Genomic DNA, 26,594 nt, shown 5'->3' with positions numbered 1-26,594 from the left:
CTGACGCCCTGAGGTTTAAGGCCGCCGGAACAGCACAATGCTGCGGCCATCGAGTTCAAAATCCTTCTCGACTGTGATCACCACGCCGGGCTTGACCTTCTCAGACGTTGACAGTTCCAGCACCCAACCACCTTCGCCAAACTGCGGAATACGAAACGGCACTGTCCCTTCAAACGGGTTGAACAGCATCAGCACATCGTGCCAGATCCCTTCCTGCCCCTGCAAATCAGCGCGTCCAATATGCACGCCCAGCGTCGTTCCCTCTTCCCACTGCTCCGGTTTCTGGAAACCGCCGCCAGCATTAAACCAGGCAATCTCCATCCCGTCGCGCCAGTTTTCCCGCCGCAGCAGTGGTTGTGACGCACGCAGCGCAATCAACTGACGGGTAAATTCACGTAGCGCCTCGCCCTCGCCCTGAATATCGTCCCAGTGGATCCAGGAAATTTCGCTGTCCTGGCAGTAGCCATTGTTATTCCCCTGCTGGCTGCGGCCAAACTCATCGCCCGCGAGGATCATCGGTGTACCATGCGAAAACAGCAATGTAGTGAGGAAGTTCCGTTGCTGGCGGGCACGTACCGCGAGAATACCTTTATCGTCCGTTGGCCCTTCCGCACCATAATTGTATGACCGGTTGTCGTTATGCCCGTCGTTATTGTCTTCGCCGTTGGCCTCATTGTGTTTATCGTTATACGACACCAAATCGCGCAGCGTGAAACCATCATGCGCAGTAATAAAGTTAACGCTCGCCCACGGGCGACGACCACGCTTATCATACAGATCCCCGGATCCGAGAAGACGTGCGGCGAAATCCGTCGAGACATTATCGCCCTTCCAGTATTCACGCAGCGTATCGCGGTATTTATCGTTCCACTCCGCCCATCCCGGCGGGAAACCACCGACCTGATAACCACCAGGGCCGATATCCCACGGCTCGCCTATCAGTTTCAGCTTCGACAATACCGGGTCCTGCGTCATGGCATCGAAAAACCCGCCGCGCTGATCAAACCCTTCGGGTTCGCGCCCGAGAATGGTGCCGAGATCAAAACGGAAGCCGTCGATATGCATCGATTCCGCCCAGTAACGCAGGGAATCCATCACCATCTGCAATACGCGCGGGTGCGAGGTATTCACCGTATTGCCGGTACCGGTATCGTTAATGTAATAACGGTGTTGATCGGGTAACGTGCGGTAGTAAGAGAAGTTATCAATACCTTTGAAAGAGAGCGTCGGGCCAAGCTCGTTGCCTTCTGCTGTGTGGTTATAAACTACATCGAGGATCACTTCGATCCCGGCATCGTGAAACGCCCGAACCATCTCTCGAAAGCCCTGAATGCCGCGCGGGCCATAATAGCGCGAAGCTGGTGCAAAGAAGCCAAGCGTGTTGTAACCCCAGAAATTGCGCAACCCTGTATCCAGCAAATGCTGATCATCGGGGAACCAGTGCACCGGAAGCAGTTCAACGCTGGTAATGCCAAGGCTACGGATATAGTCAACGGTCGCCTTGTGCCCCATGCCTTCAAAAGTGCCGCGTAGTTCCGCAGGCAGCGCCGGGTTAAGCTGAGTAAACCCTTTGACATGGGTTTCGTAGATCACCGCGTGCGGCCAGGCAATATTCGGCCGATTCTGGTCCTGCCAGTCAAATTCCTGCGTATCCACAACCCGACATTTTGGCGTAAAGGGTGCGCTGTCCTGTTCGTCAAAGGTCAGATCTTTATCTTCATGGTTAAGATCATAGGCAAAGTGCGACGCATTCCACTCGATATTGCCAGCAAGCTCGCGTGCGTAAGGATCAATCAGGAGTTTATTGGGGTTAAAACGGTGGCCATTTTCCGGATCGAACGGGCCATATACACGATAGCCATACAGTGCGCCGGGTTGCAGACCGGGCACATAACCGTGCCAGATTTCATGCGTGTTTTCCGGTAGCGTCAGCCTGGCGATCTCCGTCTTGCCTGAAGCATCGAACAAGCAGAGTTCCACGCGTTCGGCGTGCGCTGAAAAAAGCGCGAAGTTAACGCCATCACCATCGAAATTTGCCCCTAATTGCTGGCCGTGCCCTGCCGTAATGTAAAAATCAGACATACTTCCCTCTCTGTTTAAACAGTGTTACCTGATATCACAATGCTGCATACCGCTTTACGCACTCACCAGTGCCGCGAAGGTGTAGCCGCCGATAGAACGCAAATGAACGCTGTCGCTCAGTGTGAATTCTTCTCCGCTGAGAAGATCGCGCCAGCGACGGTTCGCCAGCCCCGCAGGCAGCGACACCACTGCGCCAGCCAGGCTGCCCTCCAGCACGCCGAACAGAAGACGTGGCGCCAGCACAATTAATGCTGCGTCGTTATCCTGCCGGGCAAAAGCAATGATGTTGTCCGCCTGCGGGCCGGAGGTGGTCAGCGGCAGATAGTCGCCACGCTGAAAAAGGTGGGGTTTCTGCTGGCGCAACTGCAACAGCCGGGCGATAAAAAACTGTTTCAGTTGCCCGCTGGTCCAGCTCTCCTGCGAATGGGGATCGGCTCGCTCTTCATCGCTCAGCAGCCGTTCCAGCTCTTCATAATCCGGCTCCAACCGGTTATCCGGGTCGACCAGGCTGAAGTTCAGCGCTTCGCTGCCCTGGTAGATATCCGGCACGCCCGGCGCGGCCAATTTGATTAAGGTCTGCGTCAGACTGTTCACCAACCCGGCGCGAATAAACGGTTGTAAAGCGGCGGTGAAATCCTGCAAAAATGCCTGATTCTCCGGGGAAAGCAGATGGCGGGCATAATCAAGTACCGCGTTTTCGTAGGCGTCATTGGTTTCGATCCAGTCGGTACGCTGCTTCGCTTCGCGTAGCGCCTTCTCCAGAAATGCAATAAACCGCGTCTCCAGTGCCTGTAACCCTTGTGTATCATCCGCCTGTAATGTGGCTGGCCAGACGCCCGCCAGCGCCTGATAGATCATCCAGGCCACCGCCGGTCTTGGTGCAGGGCCATCGTCGAGCAGCACCACTTTGTCGCGATTGAGATGACGCCAGCGCGTCACGCAATCCGCCCACTGCTGCGGCGCTTCGGTCAGCGTATAGAGCCGGGCGCGGGCATCTTCTCCGCGTTTGGTATCGTGAGTGGAGGTCGCCGACAGCGCATCTGGCTGCTGTTCAAGCCGCGTCTGCATCTCGCGGTGAAAACGCTGTAATGAGAAGGTACGCGGTAACGGTTCTGCGCCCACTTCATTGAGCGCCAGATCCATGTTCTGGCGAAAGAACAGCGTATCCTCCACCGATTTCGCCATCAGCGGACCGGTCAGTTGCTGAAAACGGGTGCGGAAATACGCAGCCTGATGAAGCATACTTTTCGCCACGTCGCCATGCAGGATGCGGATAACAAAATCCAGCGCCGCCGGATCCGGCGCATGTTCGCTACGGTTGACCCGATCGACCACTTTCGCCAACCGCTCAGTGTCGGCTGGCGTCAGGCCTTGCCTGGTGCCATAGGTGCGATAGACCGGAAAAGCAATCAGCAATTCCCGTAGCGCCTGACGCACCGCTTTGGCCTGCGGCACCGGAATTTCAGCGTGGCCAATCTCCACCGCCAGTCGCACCAGCGTGCTGAACTCCCCGGCGAAATTGCGATCGACCATTAATCGCTTCGCGGCCCGTAACTCCGCTTGCATATCGACGGCTTTGCCCGTCACTTGATGCCAGGCTTTACGCAGAACGTCGAGTTGCTCATCGTCCACCAGCACATCTGATAACGCGGCGATAAATTCATAGCCGGTGGTCCCCGCAACTGGCCAGTCGGCGGGTAATTGTTCCCCTTTGCCAAGAATTTTTTCCACTGTGATATAGCACGCCGGCCCGGCCTTATGGCGCAAACGGTGCAGATATTCCAGCGGATCGGCCAGCCCGTCAACATGATCGACGCGCAGACCGTCAACGATACCGCTGTTCACCAGTTCGAGAATCAGGCGATGGCTGTCATCAAATACCGCCTCATCTTCAACCCGCACACCCACCAGCCCGGTTATCTCAAAAAAGCGCCGGTACGACAGATCGCTTGCCGCAGTACGCCAGCAGGTTAAGCGCCACGGCTGAAGCTCATGTAGCGCAATCAGATCGCGGCTGTTGCGAAGCGCCAGCACTTCTGTTTCGCGTCCCTGCCAACTTTCCGCCACCAGCGGGTAAACACTATCGAAATAGACAAAAACGGGATGGCCGGTTTGCGGATCGGCCTGAACGATGAGTTCGCCCTTTTCCACGACCGTGGCAAAATCGTCGCCGAGGAAAGGCAGTGTCAGCGGCCGAGACCAGTCAATATCAAAATGGCGCGCGTACGGGCTGTTCTGCCCCTGCGCGATGACATCGCGCCACCACGGGTTTTCCAGCGAGGCGGCCATATGATTGGGCACAATATCGAGAATTAACCCCATCCCGGCCCCCTTCAGCGCCGCCGCCATGCGCATAAACGCGTCGCGACCGCCCAACGCCGGATCGATCTCATTGGCGTCCGTCACGTCGTAACCGTGTGTCGAACCGCGGGTGGCGGTAAAAATCGGCGAAGCGTAAAGATGGCTGATCCCCAGCCGCTTAAGATAGGGAATGCGGGCAATAGCCCGCTCAAAGGTCATGCCATTACGAAACTGAATACGGTACGTTGCGGTGGGCGTGCTCATGCTTCTCTCCCGGCAAGACGAACGACAATGGCATTGGGCGCTAACTCAGGTTGCGCCTGCGACAAGGAAAACAGCGTGTTACCGGGCATCTCTGGTAGCGGCTGCGGCGTGTCGCCCAGATTCAGCGCCAGCGAGAGCGTCCCTTGTGGAAAGCGCCAGCAGACGGCAAGAAAACCGGGCGCGGTAACCAGCACCTCGCCCTGATGGCCGCCCGCCTTTGCCAGCAGCGGCACAATATATTGCTTACGCAGCGCCAGCAGTTGACGGGTCAACGCCATCCACGCTTTGCCCTCTGCGCAGTGCAGTTTCTGCCAGTCCAGCTTCGAGCGCTCAAACGTTGCAGGATCATTCGGATCGGGCACCGTTTCGCTATGTCCGGCATGGCCCGCGAACTCCTTCGCCCTGCCTTCGCGCACGGCCTGCGCCAGATCGCCGTGGAAATCGGTAAAAAAGAGAAACGGCTGCGTTTCGCCATACTCTTCGCCCATAAACAACAACGGAATATGCGGCGACAGCAGCAGCATCGCCAGCAGCGCGCGGGTGCGAACCGTCCCCGCCAGGCTCAGCAGTCTTTCGCCCTGTGCCCGGTTGCCGACCTGATCGTGGTTCTGAATAAAATCGACAAACGCGGTGGGTGGCTGCCCGCGGCTGTCAACGCCGCGCACTTCACCGCTCTGCGGTGAGATTTCACCCTGATAAGCGAACCCTTCCGCCAGCGCACGCGCCAGCTGTTGCTCCGGGTTATCAGCAAAATCCTGGTAGTAAGCGTGCGTTTCACCCGTGGCTAACACATGGGCAACGTTATGTACATCGTCGTTCCACTCGCCGCTAAACAGCGTGATCTCGCCCGCGCTGCCGCGTGGATGCAGAGCAATAATGTTGCGGCTATCTTCGGTGGTGAGATGCACGGCGCGATCGGGGATTGTTGCGCGAATATGTTCGGCGATCTCCACCAGCAAGTGTTTCTCCGCGCTGTCCTTGATTTGATCGATAGCATCAAACCGCAGGCCATCGAGGTGAAACTCTGTAAGCCAGTAGAGCGGCGCTTCCGCGATATAGCGCCGTACGGCATCCACTTCATAGGCAATGCCAGCGCCCCATGGGGTTTCGCGTTCCGGGTGGAAAAAATCCGGCGAAAGCAACGGCAGATAGTTGCCTTCCGGGCCGAAATGGTTGAGCACAATATCAAGCACCACCGCAAGGCCATAACCGTGGGCGGCATCGACAAACGCCTTGAAATCATCTGGCGAACCATAGGCCGCATGCGGCGCGTAGAGCAAAACGCCGTCATAACCCCAGCCGCGATCGCCGCCAAACTGCGCAACCGGCATCACTTCAATCACCGTGATGCCCAGCTCCGCCAGGTACGGCAATTTTTCAATGGCCGCCTGAAAGGTGCCCTGTGGGGTGAAGGTACCGATATGCAATTCGTAGTAAACCGCCTCTTCCCAGCGACGGCCTTGCCAGTACGCATGCTGCCAGCGGTAGCGGGCAGGATCGATAACCAACGACGGGCCATTTACATCCCTCTGCTGCGCGCGTGAGGCGGGATCAGGAAGGGCTCTACCATCTGACAGCACATATTGATAAGGGGTTCCTGCCACAATGCCAGGAACCGTGGTTTCAAACCAGCCTTTGCCGACAGGCTGCATCGCGATATCGTTAGCGCCAAGCCGCAGCGTGATACTCTGCTGACCTGTTGCCCACAAACGGAAGCGCACCGTGCCTTCGCCGATGTCATCGGCGCCCCAGCTTTTCGCAAAAGATTTCGACTCCATGCCTTCTCCTCTCCACGATGTCACGAGAAACAATCATAGACGATATTCGGAAAAGCCAGCGGAGCGAGGGCCAGAGAGAGTGTGGCCGGAGAACGGATTGCCTCCGGCCAGGTGGGGTTATGGCTGCTGTTTCTTCTCAGCAGTTTCCACTTCGCGATACCAGCGCGGGTGATGTTTCTTCGCCCAGCGACGGCTCACTTTGCCTTCAATCATGCCGGTGATCGACCCTTTCACCCAGAATGCCATATAAATATGCACCAGAATGGCAAGGATCAGTACCACGGCTGAAGTGGCGTGGATGAGCAAACACCAGCGGATCAACGGGATCGGAAAATAGTGGGCAAACCACGGCCGCCAGATAACGATGCCAGACGCCAGCAGAAGCGTAATCATGCTCATGATGGTCCAGAACATCATCTTCTGCCCGGCGTTGTATTTACCCACATCCGCCACTTTATGCTCGTTGCCCTTCAGTACCTCGACGATCCCTTTGATCCATGGCAGATCCTGTTTATCGAGAATGTTGTGATGCACAAAACGCACGAACATCACCATCAGGATCAGGAAGATAAACACCCCAAAGAACGGGTGCAGGATGCGCCCCATCTGCGGCGTACCAAAGGTTTGCGTCAGCCATTGCAGCGACGGAAAGAACAACGCAACGCCGGAAACCGCCACGAGGAAAAAGCAGATAACTACCGTCCAGTGACACGCCCGATCAATAAATTTGGTGCGCAGGATCTTACTCATCATCATTCTCCTCGTCATCCGTCTCTTTGTTCGGCCCGATGCCAATGTAATGGAACAGCAGACCGGCAAAGGTGACGATAAACCCGGCGGCGGAGAGCGGCTTGAGGATGCCCTTCCATAAATTTACCGGAACATCGATCTTCGGTTCGTTAGGCAGATGGTGATACAGCTCCGGCTGATCGGCATGTTGCAGCACATACATCACGTGCGTACCGCCAACGCCCTGCGGATTGTAGACGCCCGCCTGGGCATAGCCGCGTTTTTGCAGTTGCGCCACGCGCGCCTCGCCCAGCTCCAGCATTTCGGCTTTGGTGCCAAAGTGGATCGCCCCGGTCGGACAGGTTTTCACGCAGGCAGGCTCCTGACCGACACTGACGCGATCGACGCAGAGCGTGCATTTGTAAACCCGATTATCCTGCGGGTTGAGGCGCGGCACGTTGAACGGACAACCGGCAATGCAGTAACCACAGCCGATACAGTGCTCAGACTGAAAATCGACGATGCCGTTAGCGTACTGAATAATCGCCCCCGCCGACGGGCAGGCTTTCAGGCAGCCAGGATCGGCGCAGTGCATACAGCCATCCTTGCGGATCAACCACTCCAGCTTGCCGTTCTGCGTGGTTTCGCTAAAACGCATCACCGTCCAGGATTTCGCGCTTAAATCAAGCGGATTGTCGTAAACCCCGGCGCAGTAACCCACGTCGTCGCGAATATCGTTCCACTCCGAGCAGGCCACCTGGCAGCCTTTACAGCCAATACAGGTGGTGACGTCGATCAGTTTTGCCACTTCCGCGCGGAAATCCCGCGCCTGCGGCGGCGGCGTAAAGCCATTGGTGGCTGAACGTTTGATAATGTCTTGTGATTGCATGGACATCGCTTCGCTTCCTTACGCCTTCTCAATGTTGACTAAAAACGCCTTGTATTCCGGCGTTTGCGAGTTAGCATCGCCGACCGACGGCGTCAGTGTATTGGCAAGGAAGCCTTTGCGCGTTGCCCCTTCAAAACCCCAGTGACACGGAATACCCACGGTATTGATGCGCTTGCCGTCGATGGTCAGCGTCTGCAGGCGCTTGGTGACTACCGCCTTGGCTTTGATGTAGCCGCGTCTGGAACTGACTTTCACCACATCACCAGCCACAATCCCCTTCTCCTGCGCCAGTGCTTCACCGATCTCAATAAACTGATCTGGCTGGGCGATGGCGTTCAGCCGCGCGTGTTTTGTCCAGTGACGGAACAGCTCGGTGATCGAATACGTTGTGGCGACATACGGGAAAGCATCGGCTTTGCCCATATTGGCTTTATCGGCTTCAAAGATGCGCACAACCGGGCTGGAAACCACCGCCGGGTGCAGCGGGTTGGTGCCAATCGGCGACTCAATCGGCTCGTAGTGTTCCGGGAACGGGCCGTCGTTCATCTTATCGAGCGAGAACAGACGCCCCACGCCTTCCGGGTTCATGATAAATGGCCCGACATTGCTGTCCGGCGCGGCCTGGCTGTAGTCGGCCACATCCATTCCCGCCCAACGCTGACCGTCCCAGTGCAACAGTGCACGTTTAGCATCCCACGGTTTCCCGGACGGATCGGCGGAAGCACGGTTGTACAGAATACGGCGGTTGGCAGGCCACGACCACGCCCAACCCGGTGTACAACCCAGACCGTATGGATCGCTGTTATCGCGGTTCGCCATCTGGTTGCCTTTCGCCGTCCAGCTACCGCAGTAGACCCAGCAGTAGCTGCTAGTGGAGCCGTCCGCACGTAACTGGGCAAAGCTGCTTAACTGTTCCCCTTTCCTGGCGATCAGCACACCGTTGTCGTCGTACAGATCGCGCAGCGCTTTGCCGTTGGATTCGCGGGCAATCTCTTCCGGTTGCGGATCGTACGGGTCGGCATAATCCCAGCTGACATTCAGCAACGGCACGGGGTTTGCTCCGCCCTCCTGCTGGTACAACTCGCGCAGGCGCATAAATAGACGTCCGAGGATTTTAGCATCGTGCAATGCCTCACCCGGCGGCTCGGCTGCGGCCCAGTGCCACTGTAACCAGCGGCCGGAGTTGGCAATCGACCCATCTTCTTCGGCAAAGCAGGAGGATGGCAGGCGGAACACTTCGGTCTGAATATCAGCCGGGTTAACGTCGTTCATCTCGCCGTGGTTCTGCCAGAAGGTGGAGGATTCTGTCGCCAGCGGATCGATAACCACCATGTATTTCAGTTTTGCCAGTGCGCGTGAGGATTTGTTTTTATCCGGGAAGGCGGCCAGCGGGTTGAATCCCTGTACAATATAGCCATTGATTTTTCCTTCCTGCATCATCTCGGCCTGGGTCATCACATCGTACAGACGATCCCATTTCGGCAACCAATCGTAGCCCCAGTTGTTCTCCGCCGTGGCATGGTCGCCCCAGAAGCTTTTCATCATGCTGACGAAAAACTTCGGTGTATTCTGCCAGTAGTTGACTTCATTCACGCCCAGCGACGGCGGCGTGATTTGCGATATATAGGTCTGGTAATCCGGCTGTTTTTCCGACGGCAGCGGCATATATCCCGGCAGATTGGTCGACAACAAGCCAAGATCGGTGTAGCCCTGAATGTTGGAGTGGCCGCGCAAGGCATTCACCCCGCCGCCCGCCATACCGATGTTGCCGAGCAGCAGTTGCAGCATTGCGGCGGCGCGAATAATCTGCGCCCCGGCGGTATGGTGTGTCCAGCCCAGCGCATAAAGAATGGTGGCCGTGCGATCCGGTTTGCTGGTGCTGGCAAGAACGCCGCAAATATGGGTGAAATCTTCCACTGTGGTGCCGCACAGACGACTGACCATTTCTGGCGTGTAGCGATCAACGTGAGCTTTCAGTAGATTCCACACGCAGCGCGGGTGGCTGAAGGTATCATCACGCAGCGCATTGCCCCGGTCATCGAGCTGATAGAACCAGCTTGATTTGTCGTACTGGCGTTTGCTGGCGTCGTAGCCGCTGAACAGACCATCGTTGAAGGCATAATCATCGCGAATAATCAGCCCGGCGTTGGTGTAGTGACGCACATACTCGTGCTGAACCTGGTCGTGTTCAAGCAAGTAGCGGATTACGCCAAGCAGAAACGCGGTATCGGAACCGGCGCGGATCGGCGCATAAAAATCCGCCACTGCCGCGCTGCGGTTAAAACGGGGATCCACCACTACCACGGTGGCGTCATTTTTGGTTTGTGCTTCCACCACCCACTTAAAACCGACCGGGTGTGCTTCGGCGGCATTCCCGCCCATGATCAGCACCACGTTGGCGTTTTTAATGTCCACCCAGTTGTTGGTCATCGCGCCGCGACCAAAGGTCGGCGCCAGCGCCGCGACAGTCGGGCCATGACACAAGCGAGCCTGGCAATCAATCGCCACCATACCCAGCGAGCGGGTGAATTTACCGTCGAGAATACCGGTTTCATTGCTGGCCGCCGAAGAGCACAACATGGCTGTCGTGGTCCAGCGATTGACCGTCAGCCCCTGCGCGTTTTTCTCAATAAAATTGGCATCGCGATCTTTTTTCATTAATCGCGCAATACGATCGATGGCGTCGTCCCAGGAAATGCGCTGCCATTTATCTGATCCCGGCGCGCGGTATTCCGGGTAACGTAAACGTGTTTCGCTGTGAATATAGTCCAGTACCCCTGCACCTTTTGGGCACAGAGAGCCGCGACTGACCGGGTGATCCGGATCGCCTTCAATATGATAAATACTCTCGTGAACGTTTTTCGCATTATCGCCGAGGCTGTACATCAGCATTCCACAACCGACTGAGCAGTAGGTGCAGTTATTTCGCGTCTCTTTTGCTTTTAAGAGTTTATATTGACGTGTTTCCGCATGAACGGAAAAAGATGATAAGAATCCGAGCGAGGCGACAGTTGTGCCTGCCATACCACCCGCGCAGATCCGAAAGAACTGCCTCCGGTTGAGCTCCATGTATCCTCCAGCTTAAACTTAAGACATGAAAAGGGACGGAGATTATAAGGATATTACCCTCACTTAACCATTATCCATTTATGGTTATTTTTGCGTTTTTTTCGGGGCAATCGGAAATTTAACTTAAAAGGGATAGCGGCTATTTATTCCGCTGCGGGGGGATTATTTGATCGCGGAAAATATCTCTTTTCCGAGGCGAGCAATGGCCACATTACTCTGCTTTAACGTCGCTTTTGTGTTCGTTATATAAATAACTACGATACGTGGAGTACTATTTTTCGGCCATACCACGCTGATAATTGAACGCGAACCAAAATCCCCGGCACCGGTTTTATCGGCAATGACCCAACCGGCAGGCAACGTCGAACGCAATAACATATCGGCGACCTTATCCTCGCGCATCCACTGGATTAACTGCGCGCGTGAACCGGGCTTTAACGCCGTTCCAAGCGTCAATTTTTGCAGCGTACGGCTGACAGCCAACGGCGTGGTGGTATCCCGCACATCGCCGGGAATTGCACTGTTCAACTCAGGTTCTGCGCGATCCAATCTTGTGACACTGTCACCTAATATTTGCAGATAATGGGTGATAGCCACCGGGCCGCCAAGCTTTTGCGCCAGCAGATTCGCCGCCGTGTTATCGCTGTAGCTGACCGCAGCGCTGCACAGTTGTTGCCAGTTGATGCGCGCCGGGGCGATAAACTTTTCCGTCACCGGCGAGTACGCCACCAGAGCCGAACGCGGGAATTGCGTGGTTTCCGTCAGAGCCAGCTCGCCTTTATCCACCTGGCTGAGTAATGCACCGCACAGTAGTGCTTTGTGGGTACTGTTGAGCGGAAAACGCTCGTCACCACGGTAGCTCACCGTTTTACCACGGGCGCTATCCACCACGGCCACGCCGATGCGCGCACCAAGCTGCTGCTCCTGCAAACGTACAACTTCGGCCAGCCGGGCAGAGTCCATGGCAGCGGCATGCACCGACGGCAGAAAGAACAACAATAGAGAACAGATTGATTTCGGCGAGAAAAACATAGATATAATCCCTGGCTATGCGAAGCAATACATTGAATGAAGAGATGAATAATACAGCATTGCGCTACCGCGCGTTTGGCGATCCTTTAACCACACTGTGCGCCGAAACCCTCCTGCTGCAACCCTGCATACCGGACATGCTTCGCGTCAGAATGTTACTGGCACCGGTCAATGCCTCAGACCTGATCCCGATTACCGGGGCCTACAGCCACCGCATTACCCTGCCCGCGATTGCCGGGTATGAAGGCGTCGGCGTGGTCTGCGAAACTACACCAGAAACCGCCCACTTACTGGGCAAGCGTGTGCTGCCATTACGTGGCCAGGGCACCTGGCAGCAGTATGTTGACTGCCCGGCAGAGTTGGCCGTTCCGGTTCCCGATGATATCGACGATACACTTGCCGCCCGCGCGTATATTAATCCGCTGGCCGCGCAGATGATGCTGACGCGCTATTCGCCACAAGGCCAACATGTAATAGTGACCGCCGCCGGTTCCGAATGCGCAGGCTACCTGGCACAGTGGGCCAGACAAAGCGGTGCGAAAAGCGTGACGGGGATCTATCGCTCCGCCGTTCACGCCAATAGGCTGGCTGCAAGCGGCGTGATCCCACTGCCTGAAACGGACAGCGCCGCCATTCGCCTGGCGGCGACAAAAGCAGGCGTGGTCTATGACGCCACCGGCGGTGAGCTGGCCGAGCAGTTATTGCAGGCGTTACCGCCCCGCGCGCAGTTTATCAGCTACGGCCTGCTCTCCGGGCAACCATTCGGCATCCAGCGCCGTCTCCCGGCGGTGCACTGGTTCCATATCCGCAACCATCTCGGCTCACTTTCCGCCAGCGCCTGGCAACAGACGTTTAACGATATCTGGAGGCGACTGCGGAAAAACCCACCAGCAGACGTCATGTTGTTCCCGTTTGCCGACTGGCAGCAGGCCATCGCGTTTTACCGCCAGCCTGGCCGGGTTACAAAACCACTGTTGTCGATGCCTTAATTCATGTACGGTCCGCGGAGTACGCCAACTCACGCTGGCCTTCAATTTCACGCAACCGTGCGCCCAGGGTTGCCACTAAATGATCGTAAGCGATACTGCCGAGTGGCACCCGCAGAGGCGGGTGTTGCCTGTCGGCGACGGCGATAATCGCCTCGACTGTACGATCTGCATCGCCGGTAATGGCGAAATCACCGTTGGCAATGCCGCGCCGCACATCGCCTGCGGGCGTGGCATCATAGATCGCCAGCGGCTGGGCATGATCGAGGCCGCCGCCAAAACCGGTCTGCGTCGGGCCGGGTTCAGCAATCACCACATCAATGGCAAAAGGTTTTACCTCCTGCGCCAGCGACTCAAGAAAACCTTCGATCCCCCATTTACTGGCATGATAGAGGCTGAAATTGGGATAGGCCACCTGCCCACCTTCTGATGAAACCTGCACAATTCGCCCACTGCCCTGTGCTCGCAGCCACGGTAGCACCGTGCGCACCAGTTGAATTGAGCCGGTTAAATTGGTAGCGATTTGCCGTTCTATCTGCGCATCGCTGACCTCTTCCGCCGCGCCAAACAATCCGTAACCGGCATTACTTACTACCCGATCAATTCTGCCAAGCGTGCTGAAGGCGCGATCGATTTCTTCCCGCATGGCCGCGGTATCGATCATGTCAAAACGACAGAGATACAACTGACCTCCATACTGCGCCTGAAGCTCGCTCAGTGCATCGGCACGGCGAACACAGGCCGCAATGCGATCGCCGCGTGCCAGTAATTTTTGCGTCATTGCAAGCCCAAGCCCGGAAGACGCGCCGGTAATCAACCATGTCAACATAATGACCTCCTGAAGCGAGTGGATCTGTAGCCTATACCGCTGCCAGTGCTAAAATAAGACTCACCAATCGATATGAAGTGGTGCAAAAAATTCAACAATGAAAAATGTCAGTCTTAGCGATTTGAAGGCGTTCCTCCTTGTGGCCCGCTTACAGAGTTTTCAGCAGGCAGCGGGAGAACTGGGTGTTTCCCGCTCGGCACTCAGCCACGCCATGCGCGCGCTGGAAACCCGCCTGGGCGTCCGGTTGTTACACCGCACGACCCGCAGCGTGTCGCTTACCCAGCAAGGCGCGGTTTTTCTGCAACGGCTCGATCCGTTACTGGATGCGCTGGACGACGTATTCGACAGCACCCGTTTCCAGCCTCAGGAGCTACACGGTACGCTGCGCATCAACGCCAATGAAGGCGGCGCGCGCTGGCTGTTACAGCATGTGGTGACAGATTTTTTACGGGCACATCCGCAGGTGGAGCTGGATTTGGTCACCGATGGCCGTCTGGTGGATATCGTGGCTGCCGGTTTCGACGCAGGAATCCGGCTGGCCGAAGCGGTGCCGCGTGACATGATTGCCGTGCCGTTTGGCGGCGACACTCGTTTTATTACCGTTGCTGCGCCTGGTTACCTTGAACGGGCAGGAACACCGCACACGCCGGAGGATTTATTGCAACACCGCTGCATCGCGCAGCGTCTACCGAGTGGCAAGCGCTATCGATGGGAGTTTATGCGCGACAATAAGCCGTTAACGCTGAATGTACCCGGCACGCTGTGTCTGGATAACAATGCGTTGATGGTGGAAGCGGTCGTGCTGGGGCTGGGCATCGCCTGTGTGCCGGAACCCTATGCCCGCCAGGCGCTGGACGACGGGCTGGCGGTGCAGGTTCTTGAGGCATGGTGCCCGCCCATTGCGGGATTGTGTCTTTACTACGCCAGCCACCGACACGTTCCGGCGACGCTAAAGGCGTTTATTGCTGCAATACGTGCCGTGGCGTAACTGCTTTTCGGCATTAACCGAAGGAGTGACCACCAATATTGAGTATTTTCACAATCCGTTCTTTTTCCTGAATCCTAAAAAAAACCCGGTTGTCTTCACTTAAGCGGATACTGAACAACTGGATACTTTTTTTCTGTTTGACCTGTTTATAACAAAATTTACTGCCCATCAATTTAGCGGCTTCTCGTGGATGGGTTCCGGCACGAATAAGCCGTCGCCACATATAATAGTTTCTCATGTGCTGCGGCTCAATGTGGATATGTTTGTTGAGCCGGTATTTGCTTTTTGGCTCCGTTTCATCAATTATCCATTTTTTACTTTCACTGAGCGAGCCTGATTGACTTACCTGTTTTCGGTAATGTTTAACGGAGCCAGATAGTGAGGATTGCCGTGAAGATGACGGCGCTGTATATGCTGAAGAGGTAAAATACCCCACCGAGCCAGCCACGCTTTCGTCGGCAGTAAAATACTCGTCATCACTGGCGGTAAAGTACTCTGAATCTGAAATAATATTCTCCAGATCGTCATCATTTAATTCAATCAAATACATATAAACCTCGGAACATTCCATTGTTAAAGACGTTGCAATAGAGGTCTGCAACTATTGAGAGTATCCTGCGCAAATACTAGCAATGGGGGAAACATCAGGCAAGTCGTGAATAATATTAAGACGCGGAAGATACGTTATCTCTCTTATTAAAATAAAAAAGAAAGCGAAGCTGGCATGAATTATGTTAATGGCTATGTAATATGACTTTCGGCGCGCGTAACCCTTGCTTAGCAGAATACCGAACTGGCAAATTTCGTGCATTCCCCCGCGCCCGCCTGCCATACTTCGGGCTGCATAGAACCACATCGGAGGAGAGATGCTGATTGCTCAGCTCAGTGATATTCACGCCGCGCCCGACAACGACAACCTCGCGCGGTTGCATAACGCCATTGACTGGCTGCTTGCCCTGCAACCTGATGTGCTGGTGGTGAGTGGGGATTTAACCGACGACGGCTGGCACGAAGGCTATCTGGCGATTGCCGGGGAACTGCAACGGCTGAGCTGCCGCACGCATATCATTCCGGGTAATGCCGACGATAAAGCGGTGATGTGCGCCCGCCTGCCCGCCTTTGCCCGTCATAGGGCCGCTGACGCAATGCACTTCTGCCAGCAGCTTGACGGTGTGGCGGTCATTGGCCTGGATGTGACCGTCGCGGGCGAAAGCCGTGGCGATATCCGCCTGCATCTGCCGTGGCTAAAAAGCGCGCTCTCCGCCAGCCCGCAACCAGCACTGCTGTTTTTGCATCAGCATCTGTTCCCCAGCGGCATCGCGCCGCTCGATAGCGCAATGTGCGATGGCACAGAGGAACTGCGACAGTTGCTTAAGACTCTGCCGTTCCCGCCGCTGGCGTTGTGCAGCGGGCACGTTCACCGGCCGATGAGCGCTACCTTTGCCGGGATTCCGGCTTATATTTGCGGCTCCATCTGCCCGTCGAACCCACTGATGCTGGATGCACAACGCCTGCCACCGGCGAACGATCCGCCAGCACTGATGATCCATCAGATCCGCGATCGCCGCCTGGTAAGCCATTTTGTTAGCGTTTAGCGCCTAACCGCCGTCTTAGCAAACAGACGGCGCTACGTTCAGGCCAGCCCTACTTGCCATCCCTGCAAATCGCCTGCCGCTGGCGGAAAGTCCCTTGACGTCATTAAGGTAAAAATTTTCGACGGTAAAACCAACATCAGTATGAACATCACGGCTGCGGCTGTAGACAAGCAAAATTTCTGAACATAAAGCGGCAATCCCGCATCTGGCAGAGCGATGGAACTACTCGATTCACCGCAGCGCTTCTACCTGAATCGCAACCGGGCTGACCGGCGTTCATCTCACTTTTCCCCTTCCCAGTAATCCACGCCCGCGCCGCGAAAATCAATCCGGCGAAAATCTTCCCGCCCGTTGATGCGCGCTCTGGCAAGAAATTTATCGGCATCGGGGTATTCGCAAATTTCCGGGCTTTCCATTGTGCTGATTGAGATATAACGCAACGGTTGATCGGAGGTGTTGATAATCTGATGCGGCCATGCCTTTCCCGGTGGAATACAGATCACATCGCCCTCTTCAATCGCTCGTTCTTCATCGCCAATGCGCAGTGTTCCGCGTCCATTCAGCACGATAAACATCTCTTCCTGCGCATGATGCAGATGAAACGGGCTGCAGCGTTTACCCGGCGGCAACGTATCGATAGACGCGCCGAGCTTGCTGGCGGCAGTGCCCCTGGTCAGCGAGCCGCCCAGGGATTCATACAGCGGTGGGCGGACAAAATGCTCCATCTCAATGGTATTAAAGTTGTGGATAACAAACGGTTTAGCAATATTCGCACTCATAAGCGGTTCCTGGAATAAGGTGTCATGTCAGTATTGGAACGACCCATTCTGCCTGTCAATTTGTTCCGCCAGCATCTGATGGAATATACGCGTCGCCATCGACAACGTGCGCTGGCGCGGCAGGCAGAGATCGACCTTCACCGTGCCCATCAGCGGATCCGCCAGCGGCACGGCGACAAAATCCTCATGCCCGGTGGTGTCGTTAACGTTCAGTTGTGGCAGGATCAACAGCGCCAGTCCTTGCCGCGCCAGCGCTTTCTGCACTTCCAGCGAACTGGCGATATAACATAAATCAAAATGCAGATTCTCCCGCCGGGCAGCAGATTCGAGCAGTTGCCGCACCGCATAGTTGGCAGGCGGAATAGCTAGCGGATGACGGGCAAGATCGGAGAGCGTCAGCAGGCTTTTCTTCGCTAACGGATGGTGCGCCGCCATCAACACTTTGTGCTGCAACGCGCAGTAGTGTGTCACCTGCAACTCCGCGCTGACCGGCATATAAAACGCCAGCGCCACATCGGCATTACCGCTGATTAATTGTTCGGCAACATGCGGTGCACTGCCAATATCAATGTCAAACGAAACCGCAGGATAACGCTGGCGGAAGGTGCAGATAACCGGCGCGATAAACGCAGCGATCAGGCTCTCTGCCGCACAGATACGTACCGTGCCGGAAACCACACTTTTCGTACTTGAGATGCGCGCTTTCACCGCATCCAGCTCACGTAAGGTGGCATCTACGGCCTGGGCGAGAAATTCCCCTTCCCGTGTCAGTTTGATACCGCGTGGCGTGCGCTCGATCAGCGGCGCGCCATAGTGGTGTTCCAGAATATCGATTTGCCGCGTGACGGCACCCGGCGCAACAAACAATTTATCGGCGGCATCACGCAACGAACTGGATTTCGCCACCTGGCTAAAATAGCGCAGCGCGCGTAATTGCATATTTTCCCCTCCCTGTATTGCCGTTATTACACCCTTTGTCACCTTATTACGCCGGTGTTCAGATTGACAAATCAGTGAGGCAATCATTTATCTTCCCATGCCGCTGCACTGCAAACAGGCACGACGAACAATAATCGTGCAAAAACAGAATTGGTTTTTACCTTGCAGGGAGAAAAAATGATTTAATAATCATCAGGATGATATAGGTTATGCGAAAAATATTTGCGCACTGATAACGAAATGAAAGCACTTTTTAAGTGCAGCGCCGCGACAGTTATTTCCTTTCAGTCAGTAAAGGCTGCCGAATAAAAACAACAAAACCATATAATTCAATATATTATATAAAGCAATACTATTTTCTTATTTATATTCCCTGCCATTCAGTGAGCACATTTTTTACGCACTGCTCCCGCACAATTGTGATAGTGCACATTATCTGTGCTTGTTATATCTCCGCCATGTTGTTAATTCGTCTCAACCCCTGAGGAAGACTGTTTATGGCAAACGAAATAAATCCCACAGTCACACAGCCAAAAGCGACGCGTAAAGAAGTGATCGCCGTTGTGCTGGGCGCAGCCGTCGAGTTTTTTGATTTCAGCGCTTACGCCACCTTTGCAGTGATGATCGGCCATGTTTTCTTTCCTTCGGATAATCCGTTTACCAGTTTGTTATTGTCCGTTTCGGTATTTGGCATCGGCTTTATTGTCCGGCCGCTGGGCGCCATTTTTATTGGCAGCTACGCCGACCGCGTTGGGCGCAAGCCAGCAATGTTATTAACCATGGTATTTATGACCATCGGCACCGGCGGCTTAGTCTTCTTGCCAGGATATGAAACCATGGGCATGGCCGCGCCAGTTTTACTGGTGCTGGTTCGCATGTTGCAAGGGCTGGCCTGGGGCGGCGAAGCTGGGCCGGCAACCACGTTTATTATGGAGGCCGCGCCCGCAGGCAAACGTGCCTTCTACACCAGTTGGCAGATTGTCGCCCAGGGTCTGGCAGGTATCAGCGCGGGTGTGATTGGCTATACGCTCACGGTATTGCTGTCACCGCAAGATCTCGCCGCCTGGGGCTGGCGCGTGCCGTTCGCTTTCGGGCTGCTGATCCTGCCTATCGCCATCTACCTGCGCCGCAATCTGCGCGAGACTTATCAGTCTGACAACAGCGAAGCCAGTCACTCCACCGGTAGCCTGCTCGGCGAAGTCGTGAAGAATTATCGCGGACTGGTGCTGACAGGGATTTTTATTCTCTCCGGCAGCACCATTACCCAATATTTCCTCAACTATATGACCACTTACGCGCTCAATGAACTGTCGTTTACGCCGGGCAGCGCCATGGCCTCCACGATTCTGATTGGCGTCTGCGTGGTGGTCTTTTCGCTGATCGGCGGCTGGATGGCAGATCGCGTTGGCAGAAAGATGACCATTATTGCCCCACGTCTGATCCTGCTGCTATTGCTGCTTCCCGGGCTTGAGATCATCAACACCTGGCGCAGCGAAATGGTGTTTTACAGCGTGATCACCGTTTTTGCCGCCCTGCAATGTATCAGCGGTTCCGGCGTACTCGTCGTGCTGTGCGAAAACTTCCCGAAATATGTGCGCTCCACTGGCTTTTCTATCGCCTTTGCCTTTGGCATTACGCTGTTCGGCGGCACTGCACAGATTGTCTTTTCATGGCTGATCAAAGTCACCGGCAACCCGGTTTCTCCCGGTTACTACCTGATTGCCGCCAATATTCTCTGTCTGGTCGCCACCGTCATGCTGAAAGAGCGTAAAGCCCCGCAGCCTTTGCTGGCGCGTCGTCGCACCACCGTTCAGTAAGCAAGGAGAAGTAATGAAAACTGTCATGAACTGGCAAGAATGGGCATCGCACGATGCCACAGCGCTTGCAGAACGGGTACAGCAAGGTGAGATCAGTGCCGCCGAACTGGCGCAGCAGGCGCAGGCCGCCGTCAGCCTGATCAACCCGCAAATCGGTTCCGTGGTGGAACTGTTTGATGATGCGATCGCAGCGCCGCAGACCGACGGCACGCGGCTCGACGGCCCGTTTCGCGGTGTGCCGTTTCTGATGAAAGATCTCGGCCCGGGTGTGAAAAACCGGCTACAGGAGCAAGGTTCGAAATTTATGCAGGGCAACCGCCCGGCGGAAGATGCGTTTCTCACTACGCAAATCCGCGCCGCCGGGTTGAACATTATTGGCCGCACCACCACCCCGGAGTTTGGCGTTTGCGGCTCGGTGGAAAACCCGGACGTTTATGTCACCCGCAACCCGTGGGATACGGCATACACCACCTTCGGCTCGTCAGCTGGATCCTGCGCTTCGGTGGCAGCAGGGATTGTACCGCTGGCGCATGCCACGGACGGCGGCGGCTCGATTCGCATCCCGGCGGGTTCCCACGGGTTGATCGGGCTAAAAAGTTCGCGCGGCGTGTTATCCATCGCTCCGGCACTTTCCGATATCACCGGGTTTGTTTCCACGCAAGGCTGCGTCAGCCGTAGCGTTCGCGACACGGCGCGGTTTATTGACAGTTGCCGGGGCGGCGCACCGGGCGAGTTTATGCCCTACTGGGAAAGCAAACAGCCCTACAGTGAGATGATTAAGCACGATCCTGCTCCACTGCGCATTGCCGTCTCCCACGAATGGGGCAACTACCGTTCCGATGCACATTTTGTCAGCGAGCTGGAGCGCACCGTACGTTTGCTGGAAGAGTTGGGCCACCACGTTGAATGGGTGACGCCGCGGGTTGATTTCGCGCAGGCGTTTGAGGCACAAACGACCTGCTATATCAGTAATTTTGCGCAGTTTATTCAGCGTCTGCTGGAAAAAAAAGGGCTGAGTTCGCCGCCGGAGGCGCTGGTGGAGCCGATCAACATTCGTCTCTGGCAGAAAGGCATTGATATGTCCTACAGCGAACGCTGGAAAATGCAGGATGTCTTTAACACCGTATCGCGCGATCTCGGGCGTTTTTTCCAGCAGTGGGACATGATTCTGACACCGACGTTCTCGAAACCGACACCGCTGATGGGCGAGAAAAAATACCTGACGCTGAGCGATAACCCGGACGTTATGGACTGGTTCTATAACCTGTGGGATATCTTTTCTTACACCCCGCTCGCCAGCCTGACAGGTACGGCCGGGATCTCGCTCCCGCTCGCCTGGCAGCAGTCCGGCATTCCGCTGGGTATGCATTTTCAAACTCGGCAGGCCAACGACGGTCAGTTGCTACAGCTCGCCGCCCAGCTTGAACGCGCACTCGGCGGCAGCTTTATCCGTAACAATGTGCCACAGGTGCATGTGAGCCGGTAAATGCGGTCTGGTCGATTGACGGATAATCACCCTGCCTGATGGTGCTGCGCTTATCAGGCAGTCGATTTCACCCACCTTGAGAAATATTCTCTTACCGTGTCCACCGTTCTTGATTATTTACTCAACAGCGCTTTGTTGGCGTACTTACGCTTAAATAATTGCAGTAACCCTTTCACCGTGACATCTAACTGACTACCATCCTCATAAATGGCAGGTACGACATAATTGGCGCGTTCCTCTGCTATCAATTTTTCAACTTTTCCCTGCGTTTTTGCAGTCTTCCATTTATCCTGATCAAAAACGGCAAGTGAGACACCGCCCTGATAGCGCACCATTTTCATGGACGGAATATCCGTATCGCCATCGCCAAAATAAATCATTCGCTGAAAAGGTATCTCGCGCAGTTCAGGCTCGATAAATCTATTTACCGCTTCATTATCCCAGGAGTTATCAATCCCTTTGTTTATGCGAAAAAGAAACTGTGTTTTTGTCGTGTAATTAATCGCCTGAGCAGGCCAGGTCGCTAAAGTGCCATTTGCAGAATAGTGATATTTACAAGCGAAAATCATGCGAAACTTGTCACCAATTTCCGTTCCGCGAATCATCGCATCAAGCCCGCTGGAGATAATGTAATGATGGAGTTCCAGCCCATTGTCAACCGCATACTTGTTAATCCGGTCAAACCAATCAGCAACCCCAGGATATAGCGGAATGGATTTACCATGTTTTTTAAGATTATGAATACTGAGTTCATTTGGATTTGTCAGGGCTGCTTTTTCAACCAATAATCCAAGATAAGAAAGAATTTCATCTCCATCATTTTCTGCGGCACGCTGCTTTACCTCCTGCCAGAATGCGCCAACATTATTGATTCCCAGAGCAGGCATAAGGCCGTGTTGCGCACAATCTCCGTCAGCCAAAGTGCCATCAAAGTCATAAACCAATGCACACTTCATAATACGTTCCTTATAAGCCAATGAAAGTACAGCTAATCTATTTTCGACTCATCCTGAGTGGTCAGTAAACTCCGCAAGGGGAAATTGCTGGAGTTTAAGGCAATTCAGGACATAAAATAATATCTGATAACGATAGAACAAAGCATAATTGTCGACCACAGAATAGCAGCGGTTTATTTGTTGTAATATTCTCGTCGTGCTCCACGATATAGCAGAATGAACAGCGCAAAAAATAACGCCATGCGTGAATACGCATGGCGTCTCTCCGTTGTCCAAATACCCGATAAGCGCAACATTACCGGGTAAAATTTACCGTTTACTCCCCTGCCATTCGCTGATACTGCGCGAAACGCTGCTTTGCGTCCTGCTCGGTTTGCTCGAAGAGTTGATCCGCCAGCTCCGGCGCGGTACGGCCCAGCGAGGCGTAACGCACTTCGCCCATCAGGAAGTCGCGGAAGCTCTCCTCCGGCTCGTCGGAGTCAAGAATAAACGGATTCTTACCCTTCGCCATCAGTTGCGGGTTATAGCGCCACAGATGCCAGTAACCCGCGTCCACTGCGCGTTTTGCTTCGCGCATACTGCATCCCATGCCAGCTTTCAGACCGTGGTTGATACAGGCCGCATAAGCGATAACCAGCGACGGGCCAGGCCACGCCTCCGCTTCGGCTATCGCCCGCAGCGTCTGGGCTTTATCCGCACCCATCGCCACCTGCGCGACATACACATTGCCGTAACTCACTGCCATCATGCCGAGATCCTTCTTGCGCGTCCGTTTGCCTTCAGCGGCGAACTTGGCAATCGCCGCAACCGGCGTCGATTTCGACGACTGCCCACCGGTGTTAGAGTACACCTCCGTATCAAACACCAGAATATTCACATCCTCCCCGGAGGCCAGCACATGATCGAGGCCGCCAAAACCGATGTCATACGCCCAACCGTCGCCGCCAAAAATCCACTGTGAACGTTTAGCGAAATAGTCGCGGTTCTGGTACATGCGGTTCAGCAGCGGATCATCGCCCTTCTCCTGCGCCAGCAGCGCACTCAACTGCTCGCCACGCTCGCGCGTACCTTCACCGTGATCTTTACCCTCCAGCCACTGGCGCAACGCCTGCTGTAACGCCTCACTGTGCGGTGCAGCCAGCGCGTCCATCGCATCACTGGCGAGCTGTTCACGCACCGCGCGTCCACCGAGCATCATCCCCAGACCAAACTCGGCGTTATCTTCGAACAACGAGTTGGCCCACGCCGGGCCTTGCCCTTTATGGTTAGTGGTCCAGGGAATTGACGGCGCACTGGCCCCCCAGATCGACGAACAACCGGTAGCGTTGGCGATCATCATGCGATCGCCAAATAACTGCGTCACCAGTCGCGCATACGGGGTTTCGCCGCAACCCGCACAGGCGCCGGAAAACTCCAGTAACGGGGTTTCAAACTGGCTACCTTTGACCGTGGTTTTGTTGAACGGGTTGTTTTTTGGCGACAGCGCCAGCGCATAATCCCACGCCGGTTGCATCGCTAACTGGCTCTCCAGCGGCTGCATTGTGAGCGCTTTTCCCTTCGCCGGGCAGATATCGACACAGTTGCCGCAGCCGGAACAATCAAGCGGCGAAATAGCCAGATGATAGTCGTATTCCTTCACGCCCTGCGCCGCTTTACTTAACAGCACGACCGGCGCAGCATCGCGCTCTTCCTGATTCAACAGCGCCGGGCGAACAGCGGCATGCGGGCAGATAAAGGCGCATTGATTGCACTGGGTACAGCCTTCAGGGTTCCACACCGGCACCTGCAACGCAATGCCACGTTTCTCCCATGCTGCGGTTCCCGTCGGGAATGTCCCGTCTTCCATACCGACAAAGGCGCTGACCGGCAGTTTGTCGCCGTTCTGCCGGTTCATCGGCTCGAGGATGTCGCGGATAAAATCCGGCATCATCCGCGTTTCTTCCACCGTGTCATCTTCCAGCGTCGCCCAGCGTTCCGGCACTATCACTTCCTGGATGGCTTCCATCCCCAGATCAATGGCGGCATTATTCATATCCACCACTTTTTGTCCTTTACTGCCGTAGGATTTCTCGACTGCCTGCTTCAGGTAACCGGACGCTGCTTGTGGATCAATAATCCCCGCCAGTTTGAAGAATGCCGCCTGCATCAGCATGTTAAAGCGCCCGCCCAGACCCAGCTTGCGGGCGATATCCACCGCGTTGAGGGTGTAAAAACGGATCCCTTCACGGGCTATATAGCGCTTCATACTGTTTGGTAGCCGTGCTTCGAGCTCTTCACCAAACCAGGTGCAGTTCAGCAGGAATGTACCGCCGGGGTTCAGCCCCTCCAGCAGGTCGTACTTATCAACGTAGGATTGCTGTGAACAGGAGATAAAATCCGCGCGGTGGATCAGGTACGGCGAAGTAATCGGCCGTTCGCCAAAACGCAGGTGCGAAACGGTAATGCCGCCAGATTTTTTCGAATCGTAGGCAAAGTAAGCCTGCGCATACATCGGCGTTTTATCACCGATGATCTTGATGGCGCTCTTGTTGGCGCTGACCGTACCATCGGAACCCAGCCCCCAGAATTTACAGGCAGTGATCCCCTCGCGGGAAACGTGGACATCATGCGCAGGCACCGGCAGCGACGTATGTGTCACATCGTCGAAAATCCCCACCGTAAAGCCATCTTTCGGCAGCGGTTTTTTCAGGTTCTCAAACACCGAAACAATATGTCCTGGCAGTACATCTTTACCGCCCAGTGCATAACGCCCGCCGACAATCAGCGGCGCGTCATGCTGGTGATAAAACGCGTTTTTCACATCGAGGCACAGCGGTTCCGCCTGTGCGCCCGGTTCTTTGGTGCGATCGAGCACCGCAATACGTTTGACGCTTTTCGGAATTTTGGCAAAGAAGTGCGACAGTGAAAAAGGCCGGAACAGATGCACCGTCACCAGGCCCACTTTTTCACCGCTGTCGATCAGTGCGTCCACCACTTCGGAAATGGTGTCGCATACCGACCCCATTGCCACAATGATCTGTTCTGCATCGTCTGCACCGTAGTAATCAAACAGGTGGTATTCGCGTCCCGTAAGGCGATAGATGTCCGCCATATAGTTTTCGACGATCTCCGGCAGTGCATCGTAGTAGCGGTTGGCGGCTTCCCGCTCCTGAAAATAGATATCGGGGTTTTGCGCAGTGCCGCGGATCACCGGATGATCCGGGTTCAGGGCGTTACGTCGGAAGCGGTTCAGTGCCTCGGTATCCAGCAACGGCGCCAGATCGTCATACTCCAGCACTTCAATTTTCTGGATCTCATGGGAAGTACGAAAACCATCAAAAAAGTTAATAAAAGGTACACGGCCTTTAATGGCAGAGAGGTGCGCCACCGCCGAGAGATCCATTACCTGCTGAACGTTGCTCTCCGCCAGCATCGCGCAGCCGCTCTGGCGAACCGCCATCACATCCTGATGATCGCCGAAAATATTTAGCGAGTTGGTTGCCAGCGCACGAGCGCTGACGTGAAACACGCCGGGCAGCAGCTCACCCGCAATTTTGTACAGATTGGGGATCATTAACAGCAGCCCTTGCGAGGCGGTATAGGTGGTGGTCAGCGCCCCGGCCTGCAACGCGCCGTGTACGGCACCGGCAGCACCCGCTTCCGACTGCATCTCCATTAAACGCACCGGCTGGCCAAACAGGTTTTTCTTGCCATCAGCCGCCCACTGATCGACGTTTTCCGCCATCGGTGTTGAGGGGGTAATGGGGTAAATCGCGGCGACATCAGTAAAGGCATACGAAATCCATGCCGCTGCCGCGTTGCCATCCATTGTTTTCATCTTTCCGGACATTGCACATTCCTCGACTGTAAGAGGTCATCTCCCTACAGCCGTTGCACAGCCTGTGCCAGCTCATTTATTCATTTATAAACAAATAGTTAAATATAAGCATGCCAAAGCGGTTGCATGAAACAAGACAGCGGACGCGACATCCTGTTGAACTGCCGACAAAGTGTCGCACGCCGTGGGTTGTACCCCGACGTACAGAAACGATGTGCGGAATTGTTCTGTTTCGAACAATTGGTAAGGCGATTGTTT

Annotated in this window: 18 protein-coding genes; 5 read left to right on the top strand and 13 right to left on the bottom strand. The window is 55.2% G+C overall.

Annotated elements, in window-relative coordinates:
* Nucleotides 1-15: 15 nt before the first annotated feature.
* From glgX to bla, 7 genes are all read right to left on the bottom strand, one after another.
* Nucleotides 16-2,082, bottom strand: a complete 2,067-nt coding sequence (gene glgX / locus BM427_RS06595) for a glycogen debranching protein GlgX (RefSeq protein ID WP_090120252.1) — start codon at nt 2,080-2,082, stop codon at nt 16-18.
* Nucleotides 2,083-2,136: 54 nt separating this feature from the next.
* Nucleotides 2,137-4,647: a malto-oligosyltrehalose synthase gene (gene treY / locus BM427_RS06590; protein WP_090120250.1), complete on the bottom strand. Its 2,511-nt coding sequence runs from the start codon at nt 4,645-4,647 to the stop codon at nt 2,137-2,139.
* Nucleotides 4,644-6,425: a malto-oligosyltrehalose trehalohydrolase gene (gene treZ / locus BM427_RS06585; RefSeq protein WP_090120248.1), complete on the bottom strand. Its 1,782-nt coding sequence runs from the start codon at nt 6,423-6,425 to the stop codon at nt 4,644-4,646. The genes treY and treZ overlap by 4 nt, the downstream gene beginning before the upstream one ends.
* Nucleotides 6,426-6,542: 117 nt before the next feature.
* The gene (fdnI, locus tag BM427_RS06580; RefSeq protein ID WP_425280057.1) at nt 6,543-7,175 is read right to left on the bottom strand and encodes a formate dehydrogenase-N subunit gamma; all 633 of its coding nucleotides are present in this window, start codon (nt 7,173-7,175) and stop codon (nt 6,543-6,545) included.
* The gene (fdxH, locus tag BM427_RS06575) at nt 7,168-8,049 is read right to left on the bottom strand and encodes a formate dehydrogenase subunit beta (RefSeq protein WP_090120245.1); all 882 of its coding nucleotides are present in this window, start codon (nt 8,047-8,049) and stop codon (nt 7,168-7,170) included. The genes fdnI and fdxH overlap by 8 nt, the downstream gene beginning before the upstream one ends.
* A 12-nt stretch (nt 8,050-8,061) precedes the next feature.
* Nucleotides 8,062-11,112, bottom strand: a complete 3,051-nt coding sequence (fdnG, locus tag BM427_RS06570) for a formate dehydrogenase-N subunit alpha (RefSeq protein ID WP_090120243.1) — start codon at nt 11,110-11,112, stop codon at nt 8,062-8,064.
* A 162-nt stretch (nt 11,113-11,274) separates the two neighbouring features.
* On the bottom strand, nt 11,275-12,144 hold the full coding sequence (gene bla, locus BM427_RS06565) for a class A beta-lactamase (RefSeq protein WP_090120240.1): 870 nt from the start codon (nt 12,142-12,144) through the stop codon (nt 11,275-11,277).
* 44 nt (nt 12,145-12,188) lie between these two features.
* On the opposite strand from bla, the gene BM427_RS06560 reads away from it, so the two are divergent.
* Nucleotides 12,189-13,133, top strand: coding sequence for a zinc-dependent alcohol dehydrogenase family protein (locus BM427_RS06560; RefSeq protein ID WP_090120239.1), 945 nt, complete (start codon nt 12,189-12,191; stop codon nt 13,131-13,133).
* 1 nt (nt 13,134) lies between these two features.
* Here BM427_RS06560 and BM427_RS06555 read toward each other — a convergent pair whose 3' ends face one another.
* Entirely contained in the window at nt 13,135-13,959 is an 825-nt protein-coding gene (locus BM427_RS06555; RefSeq protein WP_208809145.1) for an SDR family oxidoreductase, read from the bottom strand.
* Nucleotides 13,960-14,056: 97 nt separating this feature from the next.
* On the opposite strand from BM427_RS06555, the gene BM427_RS06550 reads away from it, so the two are divergent.
* Nucleotides 14,057-14,947, top strand: a complete 891-nt coding sequence (locus BM427_RS06550; protein WP_090120235.1) for a LysR family transcriptional regulator — start codon at nt 14,057-14,059, stop codon at nt 14,945-14,947.
* Between the two features lie 13 nt (nt 14,948-14,960).
* Here the strand turns inward: BM427_RS06550 and BM427_RS06545 are convergent, their stop codons facing one another.
* On the bottom strand, nt 14,961-15,497 hold the full coding sequence (locus BM427_RS06545) for a hypothetical protein (RefSeq protein WP_090120234.1): 537 nt from the start codon (nt 15,495-15,497) through the stop codon (nt 14,961-14,963).
* Between the two features lie 316 nt (nt 15,498-15,813).
* Between BM427_RS06545 and BM427_RS06540 the strand changes: the two genes are divergently transcribed.
* Complete coding sequence (locus tag BM427_RS06540) at nt 15,814-16,542, top strand: metallophosphoesterase (RefSeq protein WP_090120232.1); 729 nt, start codon at nt 15,814-15,816, stop codon at nt 16,540-16,542.
* Nucleotides 16,543-16,823: 281 nt separating this feature from the next.
* On the opposite strand, the gene BM427_RS06535 is transcribed toward BM427_RS06540, so the two are convergent.
* Together BM427_RS06535 and BM427_RS06530 are read right to left on the bottom strand one after the other, a co-directional pair.
* Entirely contained in the window at nt 16,824-17,321 is a 498-nt protein-coding gene (locus BM427_RS06535) for a cupin domain-containing protein (protein ID WP_090120229.1), read from the bottom strand.
* A 27-nt stretch (nt 17,322-17,348) separates the two neighbouring features.
* A complete protein-coding gene (locus tag BM427_RS06530; RefSeq protein ID WP_090120227.1) occupies nt 17,349-18,260 on the bottom strand; it encodes a LysR family transcriptional regulator in 912 nt (303 codons plus the stop codon).
* 497 nt (nt 18,261-18,757) lie between these two features.
* On the opposite strand from BM427_RS06530, the gene BM427_RS06525 reads away from it, so the two are divergent.
* Together BM427_RS06525 and BM427_RS06520 are read left to right on the top strand one after the other, a co-directional pair.
* Nucleotides 18,758-20,077, top strand: coding sequence for an MFS transporter (locus BM427_RS06525; protein WP_090120225.1), 1,320 nt, complete (start codon nt 18,758-18,760; stop codon nt 20,075-20,077).
* Between the two features lie 13 nt (nt 20,078-20,090).
* The gene (locus BM427_RS06520) at nt 20,091-21,563 is read left to right on the top strand and encodes an amidase (RefSeq protein ID WP_090120223.1); all 1,473 of its coding nucleotides are present in this window, start codon (nt 20,091-20,093) and stop codon (nt 21,561-21,563) included.
* 113 nt (nt 21,564-21,676) lie between these two features.
* Here BM427_RS06520 and BM427_RS06515 read toward each other — a convergent pair whose 3' ends face one another.
* Together BM427_RS06515 and nifJ are read right to left on the bottom strand one after the other, a co-directional pair.
* Complete coding sequence (locus BM427_RS06515) at nt 21,677-22,519, bottom strand: HAD family hydrolase (RefSeq protein ID WP_090120222.1); 843 nt, start codon at nt 22,517-22,519, stop codon at nt 21,677-21,679.
* A 316-nt stretch (nt 22,520-22,835) separates the two neighbouring features.
* Nucleotides 22,836-26,348, bottom strand: a complete 3,513-nt coding sequence (gene nifJ / locus BM427_RS06510) for a pyruvate:ferredoxin (flavodoxin) oxidoreductase (RefSeq protein ID WP_090120220.1) — start codon at nt 26,346-26,348, stop codon at nt 22,836-22,838.
* Nucleotides 26,349-26,594: the final 246 nt, after the last annotated feature.

This window comes from Kosakonia arachidis (assembly GCF_900116535.1).
GTDB lineage: Bacteria > Pseudomonadota > Gammaproteobacteria > Enterobacterales > Enterobacteriaceae > Kosakonia > Kosakonia arachidis.
Note: the sequence above shows the minus strand (reverse complement) of the source record. Positions and strands in the feature narration are given on the sequence as shown.

Coding starts and splice junctions, on each gene's coding strand:
- glgX (WP_090120252.1), bottom strand. CDS start 2,082: ATGTCTGATTTTTACATTACGGCAGGGCACGGCCAGCAATTAGGGGCA.
- treY (WP_090120250.1), bottom strand. CDS start 4,647: ATGAGCACGCCCACCGCAACGTACCGTATTCAGTTTCGTAATGGCATG.
- treZ (WP_090120248.1), bottom strand. CDS start 6,425: ATGGAGTCGAAATCTTTTGCGAAAAGCTGGGGCGCCGATGACATCGGC.
- fdnI (WP_425280057.1), bottom strand. CDS start 7,175: ATGAGTAAGATCCTGCGCACCAAATTTATTGATCGGGCGTGTCACTGG.
- fdxH (WP_090120245.1), bottom strand. CDS start 8,049: ATGTCCATGCAATCACAAGACATTATCAAACGTTCAGCCACCAATGGC.
- fdnG (WP_090120243.1), bottom strand. CDS start 11,112: ATGGAGCTCAACCGGAGGCAGTTCTTTCGGATCTGCGCGGGTGGTATG.
- bla (WP_090120240.1), bottom strand. CDS start 12,144: ATGTTTTTCTCGCCGAAATCAATCTGTTCTCTATTGTTGTTCTTTCTG.
- BM427_RS06560 (WP_090120239.1), top strand. CDS start 12,189: ATGAATAATACAGCATTGCGCTACCGCGCGTTTGGCGATCCTTTAACC.
- BM427_RS06555 (WP_208809145.1), bottom strand. CDS start 13,959: ATGTTGACATGGTTGATTACCGGCGCGTCTTCCGGGCTTGGGCTTGCA.
- BM427_RS06550 (WP_090120235.1), top strand. CDS start 14,057: ATGAAAAATGTCAGTCTTAGCGATTTGAAGGCGTTCCTCCTTGTGGCC.
- BM427_RS06545 (WP_090120234.1), bottom strand. CDS start 15,497: ATGTATTTGATTGAATTAAATGATGACGATCTGGAGAATATTATTTCA.
- BM427_RS06540 (WP_090120232.1), top strand. CDS start 15,814: ATGCTGATTGCTCAGCTCAGTGATATTCACGCCGCGCCCGACAACGAC.
- BM427_RS06535 (WP_090120229.1), bottom strand. CDS start 17,321: ATGAGTGCGAATATTGCTAAACCGTTTGTTATCCACAACTTTAATACC.
- BM427_RS06530 (WP_090120227.1), bottom strand. CDS start 18,260: ATGCAATTACGCGCGCTGCGCTATTTTAGCCAGGTGGCGAAATCCAGT.
- BM427_RS06525 (WP_090120225.1), top strand. CDS start 18,758: ATGGCAAACGAAATAAATCCCACAGTCACACAGCCAAAAGCGACGCGT.
- BM427_RS06520 (WP_090120223.1), top strand. CDS start 20,091: ATGAAAACTGTCATGAACTGGCAAGAATGGGCATCGCACGATGCCACA.
- BM427_RS06515 (WP_090120222.1), bottom strand. CDS start 22,519: ATGAAGTGTGCATTGGTTTATGACTTTGATGGCACTTTGGCTGACGGA.
- nifJ (WP_090120220.1), bottom strand. CDS start 26,348: ATGTCCGGAAAGATGAAAACAATGGATGGCAACGCGGCAGCGGCATGG.